The 13,426-nt window shown below is 32.9% G+C and carries 14 protein-coding genes; 3 read left to right on the forward strand and 11 right to left on the reverse strand.

Going from position 1 to position 13,426, the window contains the following annotated elements; genetic code table 11:
• Nucleotides 1-113: 113 nt before the first annotated feature.
• From ACTXGU_RS01840 to ACTXGU_RS01860, 5 genes are all read right to left on the reverse strand, one after another.
• A complete protein-coding gene (locus tag ACTXGU_RS01840; protein ID WP_443479775.1) occupies nt 114-692 on the reverse strand; it encodes a hypothetical protein in 579 nt (192 codons plus the stop codon).
• Nucleotides 693-1,004: 312 nt separating this feature from the next.
• Nucleotides 1,005-1,703, reverse strand: coding sequence for an SGNH/GDSL hydrolase family protein (locus ACTXGU_RS01845; protein ID WP_443479776.1), 699 nt, complete (start codon nt 1,701-1,703; stop codon nt 1,005-1,007).
• 63 nt (nt 1,704-1,766) lie between these two features.
• Nucleotides 1,767-2,333, reverse strand: coding sequence for a GNAT family N-acetyltransferase (locus tag ACTXGU_RS01850; protein WP_443479777.1), 567 nt, complete (start codon nt 2,331-2,333; stop codon nt 1,767-1,769).
• Nucleotides 2,334-2,477: 144 nt separating this feature from the next.
• Complete coding sequence (locus ACTXGU_RS01855; protein ID WP_443479778.1) at nt 2,478-3,302, reverse strand: aldo/keto reductase; 825 nt, start codon at nt 3,300-3,302, stop codon at nt 2,478-2,480.
• Between the two features lie 224 nt (nt 3,303-3,526).
• A complete protein-coding gene (locus ACTXGU_RS01860) occupies nt 3,527-4,678 on the reverse strand; it encodes an acyl-CoA dehydrogenase family protein (protein WP_443479779.1) in 1,152 nt (383 codons plus the stop codon).
• 501 nt (nt 4,679-5,179) lie between these two features.
• On the opposite strand from ACTXGU_RS01860, the gene plsY reads away from it, so the two are divergent.
• The 3 genes from plsY (at nt 5,180) to ACTXGU_RS01875 (ending at nt 8,168) form a co-directional block, all read left to right on the forward strand.
• Nucleotides 5,180-5,770, forward strand: a complete 591-nt coding sequence (plsY, locus tag ACTXGU_RS01865) for a glycerol-3-phosphate 1-O-acyltransferase PlsY (protein WP_443479780.1) — start codon at nt 5,180-5,182, stop codon at nt 5,768-5,770.
• Nucleotides 5,771-6,339: 569 nt separating this feature from the next.
• Nucleotides 6,340-7,437 (forward strand): ATP-binding protein, encoded by a 1,098-nt coding sequence (locus ACTXGU_RS01870; protein WP_443479781.1) that lies wholly within the window; start codon nt 6,340-6,342, stop codon nt 7,435-7,437.
• Between the two features lie 434 nt (nt 7,438-7,871).
• Entirely contained in the window at nt 7,872-8,168 is a 297-nt protein-coding gene (locus ACTXGU_RS01875; RefSeq protein ID WP_443479782.1) for a HesB/YadR/YfhF family protein, read from the forward strand.
• 193 nt (nt 8,169-8,361) lie between these two features.
• On the opposite strand, the gene ACTXGU_RS01880 is transcribed toward ACTXGU_RS01875, so the two are convergent.
• The 6 genes from ACTXGU_RS01880 to ACTXGU_RS01905 form a co-directional block, all read right to left on the reverse strand.
• A complete protein-coding gene (locus ACTXGU_RS01880) occupies nt 8,362-8,652 on the reverse strand; it encodes a hypothetical protein (protein ID WP_443479783.1) in 291 nt (96 codons plus the stop codon).
• Between the two features lie 107 nt (nt 8,653-8,759).
• The gene (locus ACTXGU_RS01885; RefSeq protein WP_443479784.1) at nt 8,760-9,194 is read right to left on the reverse strand and encodes an acyl-CoA thioesterase; all 435 of its coding nucleotides are present in this window, start codon (nt 9,192-9,194) and stop codon (nt 8,760-8,762) included.
• 188 nt (nt 9,195-9,382) lie between these two features.
• Complete coding sequence (locus ACTXGU_RS01890; protein WP_443479785.1) at nt 9,383-11,716, reverse strand: AAA family ATPase; 2,334 nt, start codon at nt 11,714-11,716, stop codon at nt 9,383-9,385.
• Nucleotides 11,717-12,040: 324 nt separating this feature from the next.
• On the reverse strand, nt 12,041-12,184 hold the full coding sequence (locus tag ACTXGU_RS01895; protein ID WP_443479786.1) for an acid-soluble spore protein N: 144 nt from the start codon (nt 12,182-12,184) through the stop codon (nt 12,041-12,043).
• Between the two features lie 85 nt (nt 12,185-12,269).
• Complete coding sequence (locus ACTXGU_RS01900; RefSeq protein ID WP_443479787.1) at nt 12,270-12,413, reverse strand: FbpB family small basic protein; 144 nt, start codon at nt 12,411-12,413, stop codon at nt 12,270-12,272.
• Between the two features lie 195 nt (nt 12,414-12,608).
• A complete protein-coding gene (locus ACTXGU_RS01905; protein WP_443479788.1) occupies nt 12,609-13,097 on the reverse strand; it encodes a peroxiredoxin family protein in 489 nt (162 codons plus the stop codon).
• Between the last annotated feature and the right edge of the window lie 329 nt (nt 13,098-13,426).

Genomic DNA, 13,426 nt, shown 5'->3' on the forward strand with positions numbered 1-13,426 from the left:
CAAGCTATGAAGAAGAAATTATTAAACTTAGACAAATAGCTAGTACAACAACTGTGCATTAGAAGCTAGACACTGACACAAATGCATCCAAGTTATCAACAGCCATAGAGAGTTCACTTACTAATAATAGATTGAATATCCATAAAAGGTGAAATTACTTTTTCAATCTTCTTCCAGTTTTTCTCTTTTGTATCTATGCCTTTTATTACATAATCTTTTTCCACTGTTTGCAGCGTAAAAGTCCATGAAGGAAGTGACTCATAGGGTGCACTTAGCTCTAGATCCCATATTTTTAATTTATATATTTCTTTTTTTAATGCTAAATAATCATTATCCACGACTCTTTTTCCAAATGGGAGCGTTTGTTTATTTGCTGAACGGTGCCATTCTTGAAAAATATAGGTCTCTTTCATAAAATCAATCGTAAATTTATACCAACAACTATCATGATTTTGATATTCGATTATTAGTTTTTTTATTTCTTTATCTGGAAGGATAGAAACAATATTATTGTCTACATAAAATAAGTCTTTTTTTCTGGTGATTGCTGATTTAATCGATGAAAGTGGAACTGGTCTATTTTCCTGTAACTGTTCGCTTGGAAGGTTATTTATTTCTTCATGAATAGAAAAAATGGTTGTCGGTCCTATTCTTTCTATTACGTCTAAGATTCTTTCATACATGCTGCTCATCAGACTTCCTCCGTTATTTTCAATCTTTTTCCTTATCTATGTGCTTCTTTCCACTAGTATAACAAACTAAAGTTATTTTCCATAGACTAATAGTTGCTTTATTTTGTGTATATATTTGTCACTAACAACATTACGGTTGTGCCAGAGTGTTGAAGAAATATCATTTGGAAACTTATTCAGGTTGATCGAAATTGCTTGACGCATCGCCGTGTAACGTTTTGTGAGGAGTTCAAGTTAGTAGTTGTAATAGAGAGCCGACGAGGAATAAGGAAAATGAAGAAAGCAAATGTTTTTCGACAGCCTGACACAGTATTACTGTTGTTCATTATTGGTTATAAGCAATAATTCATGATAAATGATTGTGCTCATTTCTATATAACCTACAGAGCTTAAGTGAATTCCGTCATCACTTATTAAATCAGTTAGTTCACCTGCGTTTTTAAGTGCTGAACGAATATCAATTGAACTAATATTTAATTGCTGAATTAATTTTTTTAACTGTAGATTATATAAACCATGCCAATGTTCAATGCCACCACAACAGCTTATCCAATGTCCAACGCTTGTTCCATATTTTTTCACAATAAATTGGTAATATCGTACAGGATCTAATGGAGGCAAGGTTAATAAAATAGGTTTGATATTGTATTCATTTAATTGTAAAATAATATTTTTTATATTGTTTATATATTCAGTCATCGATACAATTGGTTCATGATTTTTTTCCGGGAACTTGGCAACCTCGTCCCATATAAAATTGCAATCATTCCCTCCTATACCAATTAACACATAGTTTGGTCTTTCAGAAATGACATCTTTATTTAATCTTTCTACTAATAATCTTGAGTTATCATTAAAAACTCCTTTATTAATGATAACGGTCTCTTTTGTAGTATTCGAATTAAATAATTTTTGTAAAAAAGCTGGGTAATTTTCTTTTACGATTCGCAGTCGTCCTTTAATTACCGAGACGCCTCGCGTTAAACTATCACCAAAACAAACAATTTTCATCCAATCCACACCTTTAAGATTATTAGTTTTTTCGGATTTACAACATAAACCCCTTCGCTTTTCCTATTTATCAACAATTTCTTTCCATCCTTGTGCCGTTTCTTGAAAACCGAACTTCTTATATATATACTGTGCTGAATCATTGCCATTGGTTACAACTAAATAAAGTTCTTTATAGCCCTTTTTGTATAGTGATTCCATACTGTGAGCAAGCAATTGTGAAAAAAATCCTCTGTTTGTATGTTCCGGCAATGTTACTGCGTACATTAATACAGGTACATTTTGAAATAATGTAACTAAAGAAGCAGATACAACATGATTTTTTTCAATAAATAAATAAGAACAATCAAATAAAAAAGGACCAAACAGTCCCTTTAATAACGCTTTCAATTCTTTTTGATACATGATTAATGTCTCTCCTTTGTAATCGATATTATCTTTGAAGCCATGATAAAAAAGACTACTTAATACGCTTTGATCACTTTTTCGAACCGTTCTTATTTTTGCTGACTTTTTAATAAATGGAAAAAAAACAACGGGAGATAACGTCACCTTCATTTTTGTTCTCGTTATTTGATTCATGGTGACTTTTTCCTGCTGTGGCTCCATTTTTAGTTGTGTATTTTCCACCAAAACACCTCTTTTCTCATCATTCTACTCGTTATTTTAATATGTACTGATATTTCTCTTTAAAAGGAATTTCCGTATATTAATAATTTAATAACAAAAACAGGCAGTGAGATTTATTCCTCTACACTGCCTGTTTTCTATCTATTAAAAATTAAAGTTGTCAGGATCTGGACCTACTCGTTCATTTTTATTTATTTCATTTATTTTTTTGATATCTTCTTCATTTAACTCAAAATCAAAAATGGAGGCATTTTCAATGATTCGATGTTCCTTTATTGATTTAGGTATGGTAACAATATCGTTTTGAATATCCCAACGTAAAATAATTTGCGCAACTGATTTATTATAGGATGAGGCAATTTCTTTTAGTACTGGATGCTCTAATAGCTGACCTTGTGCTAATGGTGACCATGCTTCAACCACGATATTCTTTTCATTACAATAAGTACGTAACTCAGTTTGGCTTAATAAAGGGTGCAATTCAATTTGATTAACCATTGGAACAATTTCTGCGTCTTCTAATAAATCTTCCAGATGATGTTGATGAAAATTACTGACTCCGATACTTTTTACTTTACCGTCTTTATAAAGCGTTTCTAACGCTTTCCATGTTTCTTTATATTTTCCTTTGACGGGCCAGTGAATCAAATATAAATCAACATAATCTAATCCTAATTTCTTTAAACTTGTTTCAAATGCTGCTAAAGTAGATTCATAGCCTTGATCTGCATTCCATACCTTTGTTGTGATAAATAGGTTTTCTCTCGGTACACCAGCTTCTTTAATGCCTTGTCCTACTCCTTCTTCATTTTGATAGGCTGCTGCAGTATCAATACTTATATAACCTGCTTTAATAGCAGCTTTTACTGATTCGATAGCTTCTTGCCCATCTTGTACTTTCCAAACACCTAACCCTAACCTTGGCATGTTCACACCATTATGTAATGTGACTGTCGATTGTAAATTCATCTAACCCCTCCTCATCCATTACATTTTCTCATATTATTTCTTGTGAAAAAAGAATTTTGCTCAATGGAAAAATGAAAAAAATCAATAACGATTCATGAAATAGCACCTTATTTACTGTTTTAAAAAATGTCTCTGTTAAACTGCAATGTTGATATTTGCTAGAATCCGCTCCCTTTCCGCGGGAATAGTCCTCATTTGTTACGAAACGGACAGTTGTTCAACATTTAATCAAAACTGTTTAATGAATGCACCGCTAGCTGCTCGATTGTACTATCATCCATTGGCGGATTATGTAAACCGGCACGAACATCACGATAATATCGTTGCAACGGACTTTTTGCTGATAAACTTTGTGCTCCAACAATCCGCATAGCGAGATCGACTACTTCTATCGCTAAATTTGTTACCGTTAATTTAACTGCATTCAATTCAGGCTGCATGAACTCTTTTTCTTCTTCCTTTATTTCATCCCATTTTTTACTTACTGAATACAAAAAATGTTTTGCTTGCTGCATCTTTAATTCCATTTCACCAATTTTAGTACGAACATTCGGCAGGTCACTGATTGTGCCTGAAATACTGTTTGGAGAGTAATTTTTTGCAAATAAAACGGCTTCTTTTTGTGCAGCAGCTGCGATGCCAAGATAACAAGCTGGAATATGTATTAACCATGCATTTACTTTTTTGTGTTTATTTAAATCTTCCACATAAAAAGACTCTTCTATTTCTACATTTTCAAAATAGACATGATGACTGCCTGTCCCTTTTAGGGCAATACTATCCCATGTCTCATCAATTCTTATTCCATTTGTTTCTTTAGGAATAAGGAAATTCCCTACATCTTCAGTATTAGTTATGGAAGCTGAAACAATAAAATAATCTAAAACCGGAGACATCGTTGTAAATGATTTAAGTCCATTAATTACCCACTTATCCCCAATCTTTTCTGCATTTGTTTGTGGCTTTCCCCCTCTTGTCGGGCTGCCTGTCTGCGGTTCGGACGCTGCAGCATTAATAAGGGCACCATGATGTAATCTTTTATATAATTTTTCTAACAATTCCTGATCCCAGCTGCGTTCCTCCATATTTCTTGCCGCACCCATATGCCAACCAATCGATAAGGCTGTTGCACCATCACCTTGAGCAATCACTTCTTGTAACCGTACAAGTTCATAAAGGGAAATTTCCTGCCCCCCATATTTTTTAGGTATCGTTAAGGCAGTATAACCAGATTGTTGCAGCTCCGCGATATTTTCGTAAACAAACAATCCTTTTTCATCAATTTCAGCTGCTCTTTCTTTAAATCGTTCTGTTAAATTGGCCAATGCTTTTAACCGCTCATCTAGGGATTGCATTTCCACTAAATTTACATTCATTTTTTATCACCTTTCTTTTTTACATTATATACTTTAATAGAAAAAATCACCTATTAATATCCAACTATTCTGTGAATAAATTATTCTAAAAATAAACTATTTCCTGTGACATTATCCGATTTTTAATAATACGTTATTCATAATAGGAAAGATTTATAAGAAAAGCGCAGGCGCCTTGCTCAGCCCCGAAGAAAAATGTTCTCTTGACTCAAAAAGTGTTTTTTACTTTTAGAGGCAAGAGGTTATCTTTCACAGGGGCTAGGCGCCGGAGCTAGACACTAAACTAGGTTCGAAATTTTATCTTTCTTATCTTACAAAAAAGAACAATAGTTACTCCCATTGTATCATTATTTTTTCTTTAAAATAATCTTTCTGTATGTGTACCTTAAAAAAGGGAAAATTATGCTTGTTAGTAATTTTTATTTCAGAAAAAAGGAGGAGATTTCCCTAATACATGTTACAATAAACTAGCATAATACAAAGTACGAAGGAGAGTTTGTTTTGATTATAGGATTATTATTTTTAATTGCCTATTTACTTGGGTCGATTCCTTCTGGATTAATAATCGGAAAAGTTTTTTACGGAATCGATATTCGGGAGCATGGCAGTGGCAACTTAGGGGGAACCAATACTTTTCGAACTCTTGGTAAAAAAGCAGGATTCGCTGTTACCATTTCCGATATTTTAAAAGGAACATTAGCGACACTTTTACCTTATATGTTTGTTGATGACATCACGATAAATCCATTGATTTTTGGTGTTGTTGCTGTAATAGGGCATATGTATCCAATTTTTGCTAGTTTTAAAGGCGGAAAAGCAGTAGCAACTTCTGCTGGAATTTTATTAGGACATGAGCCATTATTGTTTCTATTTATCATTGTTATATTTTTTATCATTTTATATATTTCTAAATATGTGTCCTTATCTTCCATGACTGCTGCGGCTGCTGGCTTAATTTATTCCATTTTTTTATGGGATGATAAACTATTAATTGCTATATTAGCTATATTAACTGTATTTGTTGTGTACAGGCATAGAGCAAATATTAAACGTATTTTGCATAAAAAAGAACCAAAAGTAAAATGGTTGTAGAATGTAGGTTGTCTCAAAACGTTTGGGGCAGCCTCTTTTTTTACTTTTTTTCACAAGGCGCTGTTAAATTCCATTGTTGATTTTCAAAAGGTCAGGGAATCCACTCCCTTCCTATAAACCATATTATCGTTAAACAGAGCCTTCTTTAATATTAAGGCTGTTTTCTCAAAATTTGTTGTTTTTACATAAAACTTAGCAGCCTGAATAGATGTAGACTCCTGAGGGAAAAGCGAGAAAGACGAAGAGGCTCGGCACTCGTCCGCAGAAATCGAAGTGTATTCAAGCTGCGGGGTAAATAACTATAATCTATACGAAAAGAGTTATTTAAATGACATACCTGATTTTTTTCGACATAGACTCTATTAAGCAAAAAGTAATTTTATTTCGAGCACTTTATTAATAATGCGTGTTCAAAAAGAAGGACAGAGCCACGAAGCCCGGAGCGTAGTAGAGAGTTCGTGAGGATTAGTGGGAAGACGTAACGGAGCTATTTACAAGCTTGTGTTCCTGGACTTTTTGAATAACCCTAATTAAGGAAAAAATCATATTTTTAAAGGATGGTATCATTTATGAACTTATTAACAAAAGCGATAGAAAAGCTTCCTTTTCCATACTTCTTAATAAATCACAAGTTAGAGATAATCAGTACCTCGATTCCCCATTCTTCCTATTTAACGTCAACCTTTGCAGATTACATTCATTCAAATATAGATGATTTTTACTGTTTTTTAGAAAGTGACATAAATGAAATGGAATTAGCTGTTCATTTGCCCATACTTCAAAATGAATCATTCTATCGCATTTATAAAGTAAGAGAGGATCAATTATTCCATTTATTTTGTTTTCCATTAAAAAAACAAGATCAACATGTAGAAAGATTGTCAGACCAAATAAAAAATCAATTATTCGAGTTTCATCAACATATGAATGAGCAAAAAGTTTTTTTTGACCATACTATGCATACATTTAAAGAATTAGCACTTTCCAATGATTATAGTAAAAATATTGGGAAATTAGCAGCTGGTATTGCTCATGAAATTCGTAATCCGTTAACGACAGTAAAAGGATTTATTCAACTGATTAAACCGCATTTAGAAGAAATAAAAAAAGAACGTTATGCAGAAATTGCTTTAGAAGAGATTGACCGCGCAAATGATATTATTTTTGATTTTTTAAATGCTTCTAAACCAAAGGAAAATAATTGGAATTTCCTCTCCATTAATACGCTTATTCGTGATATTTGTACATTATTCGAAAGTGAATCTATCATGAAAAATATTACGATGAAACTGGAATTGACGGATCATGCTCCATTTATCTATTTTAATGAAAAACAATTAAAACAAGTTTTAGTGAATATCATTAAAAATGCTTTTGAAGCAATTGAAGAAAGTGCTAATAAACATACTGGTATAATCCTAATACGAACATCTTTAAACGAGTCAAACGTCTTCATAACAATAGAAGATAATGGATGTGGAATTAGTGATGACGGTGTTAAAAAATTATTTAACCCTTTTTATACAACAAAAGGCGAAGGAACAGGGATTGGCTTAAGTGTATGTAAAAAAATTGTGGAGGATTATGGAGGAAAATTATATGCTAAAAGCGAAGGGACTATTGGCACAACATTTTATGTAGAACTCCCCCTTTCCATAAAATTTTGAAAGAATGATTATTTTTAGATTCACCTTGTCATCTATTACTGCATGTTCGAACTGTTTTTTCATTTTAAGGATAAGAAAAGCGATAGCGTCTTGATTAGCCCTGACGAACAATGTTCATTTATACTTATTAAGTTATATGATTCATATAGTTCCATAAAAAAATGGTTTGTTTTATAATAATCATAGTACGTGTTCAAAAAGAAGGACAATTAAAGTGGAGGCACGAAAACCTAGAAGAAAGCATTGGTGATTGCTTCTCTTTAGGAATAAAGTGACGACGTAATGATGAGGTTCTCCTAATGATTTTTGAACAACTTATTATAAGGCTATTTTTGCATTCTATTCATATAAAATGAAAAGAGCTTTTAGCGTTTTGTTTGCAATATATCCTTAATGAAGCTAACTATTCATAAGAAAATGAGGTGTTCCGTAGCATGAAAATTTTTATTAGTGATAAAGCTGCATCTTGGTATAAAGAAGAAATGTTGTTAAAGGATGGAGATTATGTTCGATTTTTCGCCCGTTATGGTGGATGCAGTACGGTACAACAAGGTTTTTCCCTTGGGATTTCAAACGAAGAACCGATAAACATTGGTGTAAGTACCATTAAAAATGGTATTCACTACTATATTGAAGACAAAGATTTATGGTATTTCGACGGAAATGATTTATATGCAGAATTTAATGCAGATGCAAATGAGCCGGAGTATTTTAACGAAAAACAGCTATAAGAACAGTGCAAGTTCCTTGTTCATCACCGTACGGACTGTGGCAACATCGGTACTTGTACGTCCTGTACGTCGAAGCTGGATGCGGACACAACCGCCAAGTTATCCACAGTCCCATTTCGTTTATAATCTCCTAGACGAAAAAAAGTTGCGCCCTTTGTGAGACACTTCTCTTAATTGGGCGCATGCTTTTGTATCATTTAATATGGGTGGTAATTCCTTCTTTTGTTAATATTTTTGTTTGCACTTCTCCTACTAAATCAAAATGGGAATAGCCGTCTTTTCTTTTATGAATCCATTCTTCCTTCAGTCCGTGCTTTTTTCCCCAATTAATTAATTTTTCCATGTCTGAACAGCCAACCTTTGTGACAGTTTTACTTTTTGGAAAACGTTCGTCTAACCAATAATGAGTTAAAAAAGCAATTTCCCCCTTATCAATTTGACTTTTCCATGCAAGCAACTCTTTTCTGTTTATTCCAAAAGCCATTCATTACGCTCCTTTTTATTCTTAACACATGCATTACGACCAATTCAATTAGTGTATGAATTTCCACTTTTAAAAGATAAGATAAGGAGAAAATCATTTTTTATCGCTTATCCATGCTTTATTTTGATTTCTTCATATTTATTAAACCATTCAGGGAAACTTTTTTTAAAAGATTTTGGTTTAAAGCTGTCTTTACTCACAATAATATGAGTGGAGGAACCTACAACACAAGTTTCTCCCTCTCCATTTTCTACTCTATAACCATACGTTGTTTTTAATCCATCATTTAATTCCACCCATGTTTTCACAAACGCTTTATCACCATAGCGCAACGGCTTTTTATAAGTTGCTTGGATATCATATACAGGAGCAAAAAATCCTTGTTCTTCCATCTCTACATAACTAAAACCAATATCTTCTATTAGTCCTACTCTACCTAATTCAAAGAATTTTAAATAATTTGCATGATAAATAACACCCATCATGTCAGTATCTGCATAATACAGTTGTATTTCTCTTGTTGACACAAACTCTTTATTCAAATATGATTCCCCCAATTTAAAACGCTATTTTTTCCTTTCGTTCTTGATTAGAAAAGTGCAAGCATCTTGTTCATCGCCGTACGACTGGCTGGCTAAATGCGCCACTTCCTGTTGCAACGCCGGCACTCGTACATCTGTACATCTATCTGTACGTCGGAACTAGACACTCGTCTCTACCTTCAAAAATTTTATTCTTTCTTATCTTTGAACAAAGAAAGTGCATTACGTAAATCTATAGCTGTTAGTACACTATGCTCAGCTTCTTTATCGCCGTCTTTCTCTAAAAGGCGCAATGCTTGTAATTGAACCGCTTCATCAATTACATTTGTCGCAAATCTTCCGTTTCCTTGAATCGAGGTCGTATTTAGCTCCTGCATGATATACGTAATTGCTTCATCTGTTAATATATAGTCATAGCTAGAAGCATATACTTTCATAATATTTATTAATTGTTCTGCATTGTAATCTTCAAAGTGGATAAATTTTTTAAAGCGTGATTTTAACCCAGGATTGCTTGCTAATAATTCTTCTGTTTCATTTGGATAACCAGCTAAAATAACGACTAAATTTTCATTGTGTTTTGTCATTTCCATTACTAATGTATCAATTACTTCTTTGCCGAAATCTTGATTAGAACCATTTAATAAGGAGTATGCTTCATCAATAAATAAAACGCCTCCAAGTGATTCTTTTATTTTCTTTTTTGTTTTTATCGCTGATTGGCCGACATAACCTGCAACAAGATCTGCTCTGCTTGTTACAATCAAATGACCTCTTTTTAACATGCCGCAATTCTTTAAAAATTGAGCATATAGTTTAGCAACCGTCGTTTTACCAGTTCCAGGGTTGCCTGTAAAAACTGCATGGAGTTGAATAGGAAGCAGTGTTTGTCCTTTCTCCCTTCTTACTTGCTGCAATTTCACAAAAGCTATTATTTTTTTTAATTCTGCTTTCACTGCCTCTAAGCCGATTAATGATTCTAATTTTTCAGCTGGATTCTCAGAAAACATTTCTTCATCAATTGCAAAATCATCCTCTTCTAAAAGAGTATATGCTAAAAAATGTTGATCATTTAATCGTTGAGAACCTTTTTTAAAAATCGCATCAAGGACAATATTTTTTACGGCACGAGCATTGCCAAAGCTTTCATCTACTTCTTCCTTCTCCAATCTTTTTAACAGTTCTTTTTTTCCTCCTTCTGTTATCACATAATCATTATCACTTGCTATTTTATCGGCAATTTGCAAAAGTTCATGTTTATTATAATTAGGGAGATGAATCATATTAGAAGATGGAAAACGACTCCGTAGTCCGTGATTACTGTCTAAAAATTGTCTCATTTCCTCTGGGTATCCAGCTAAAATTACGGCAAATTTCCCACCAAACTCTGTGCCAGTCATTAAAGAAACTAATGTATCAATTGCTGCTTGTCCGTAATCATTGCTAGTTTGTCCCTCTCTTTTTAAGCTGTATGCTTCATCAATAAATAGCACCCCGCCTAATGCTTTTTTTACGACGGCACGGACATTTTCTTCAGTTTGCCCCATAAAACCGCCAATTAATTGGGAACGATCCACTTCTACTACTTCTTCACTTGGTAAAACTCCTAATTCATAATAAATACTAGCTAATAAACGGGCTAATGTTGTTTTTCCTGTACCAGGATTACCGGTAAAAATCATATTTAGGCTTAATTCATCTTGAACCGTATACCCTAAGGCTTTTCGTGATTTTTGATAGGTTAAAAATCGATAATAATCTTTTACTCTTTTTTTTACGGTTTCTAAACCAATCATTTGCTGTAATTCATCTAAAGAGGACTTTCCCTTCTTTTTGTTTTCCTCACTTGCAAATATATGCTTCCATTCTTGTTTTAGTTCGCTTAATTCTTCAATCAATTTTTTTACACTTTCATAATAAATAGAAGTATGAAATACCCCGCTTATCGATTCTTCGTATTCTTCAGCAGATTTTAATAATTGGGATGTTTTAATAATAACTTTATTTAATAAAGCAAGGATTTCATTATATTTCGTAATCAATTGGGAATTGCCAAAACTTTTTGCTGCAGTCAATTGGGCCTCCAGCTTCTCATTTTCCTCTTCTACATCATGTAAAAACTTTTTACAAATATTTATATACTGCTCTGCAACTTTACGTTTTGCTGTTCGATTATCCGTTTCTCTTATTGAAGGAAATATCAGCTCTTGTAATAGCTGTTGGTATTTTTGCCAGTCATGCTGTGACAAATAATTTGCAGCTTTTTTATTCGTTGGATCCAATTGTTGCGCCTTGTTTAACCAAGCTATCGCTATCGAATCTTGTTCATTCGTTTCCATTCGCGCCAAGGCAGCAATCGTTAATAGTATCGATAATTCTTTGCTATCCTGCTGTTCATTTAATGATTGAATAAGTTGTAATAATTTTTCTTCCGTTACCTTTATTCCTTTTTCAAAATAATTTTTTTCGATTATTTGAATGTTTGCCTCTATAGTCTGATCTATTTTATTTTCTCTGTTCATTTCGTTCACTTCACTCTATAAAATATTCTTGTATATAATCTTTTCACCTTATACTACCATATTCCCATTCTTTCGTTAATTAAAATGAAAGGATCACTAGTTACATTAATAAAAAACCAGCTCTCATTTCAGTAGACGAGAGCTGGTTTTTAAAGTATATTTTGAAATTAGTTAAGTGGCTAGGTTTAAAGTGAACTAGGTGCTTACGCTTTTCTTTGTCTAGCACCAGCGCCAAGCCCTTATGAAAAATAACCCTTCGCCTCTAAAAGGTTTGAGTCGAATGAACATTTTTCTTCAGGGCTAAACAAGTCGCTTACGCTTTTCTTATTCCCCTTTTGTTTGTATTACTTGAGGATGTTGTCCTGACTTATCTTGCATTTGTTTTCCTTTATTTCCACCAAACTCTTTTGGTTGTGTTCCAATATGGCTAGGAACAAAGTGCTTACTATCTTTTTTCGGATTACCCATAATATCAACTCCTTCTTTGTTATTATGCGCAATCTAAAAAAGATGATAATTGGTAATAACTGTTTTATAGAAGACAACAAGCACTTTAACGTACTTCTTTTAAGTGTTTTTTGCCAAGTCGTTCTTCCAGTCGTTCTTCAATTTTTTCAATCGCATCTTTGTCCTTTAATAATTGAAGCTTATTTTCTGATACTAATTCTTGAAAGGAACGTTTACGTGGTTTTCTCATTATTTAAAACTCCTTTTTATTCGATTATTTTCTATCTTTTCCGATAATCTCTATAATCATTAGGATTTTTTAGAAATTTTATTTTATACCTATAATTCATAATATAAAATTATTTCTGAAAATTCAAATGGTAAACTTGCAACTTGTATCCATTTTATTATAAATTATTTAAAACACAATCGCAAGCGCTTTCATTCATTTTGAATATTCTCTCATAATTGTAATTGGCATAGCGGAATAATATTTTTGCTTTATTACCCCATTTTCATCAATAAAAAAAGTGGTCGGAATGGTTATTATTTTATAAAGCTCATTCACTTTATCCTTTTCATCTAAAAGAATTGGAAAAGTTAAATGTCTATTATTTACAAAATCAACTACATCTTCTGTTCCGTCAATGTTTACTGCTAAAATGACAACCTTATTCCCACTTTCCTTAAAGAATTGCTGTATCGTTGGCATTTCCTGTTTACAAGGAGGACACCATGTTGCCCAAAAGTTTAGCATTACTTTTTTCCCACGATAATCTGATAATTTGACTGTATCTCCAGCAAGATTCTTTAATGAAAAATCAGGTGCTTTTGCTCCTATTTCTAACTCTTGTGCTTCGTTCTGTGCTGCTAATGTATCACTGCTGCAGAATATTAAGGTCAAGACAACTGAACACATTATTTTTTTCAGCATCTTACTTCTCCATCCTTTCATAAAATATGTAATTTTAGAATAACCAACCAAGCTTATTTTTACTTATCGTCTAGGAAATTATAAACGAAATGGGATTGTGGATAACTTGGCGGTTGTGTCCGCATCCAGCTCCAGCGCCTAGCTCTTGTGAAAAATAACCCCATGCCTCTAAAAGTAAAAAGCACTTTTTGAGTCATGTGAACATTTTTCTTCAGAGCTGTTCAAGGCGCTTCCGCTTTTGTTCTTCAGTATGAAGATATTTTTTAATATGTATTGGATGCGTAAAATTTATTTATTTCATCAAAAAAAACAACAGTTTTCTACTGTTG

The organism is Niallia sp. 01092, from assembly GCF_052318935.1.
GTDB lineage: Bacteria > Bacillota > Bacilli > Bacillales > Cytobacillaceae > Niallia.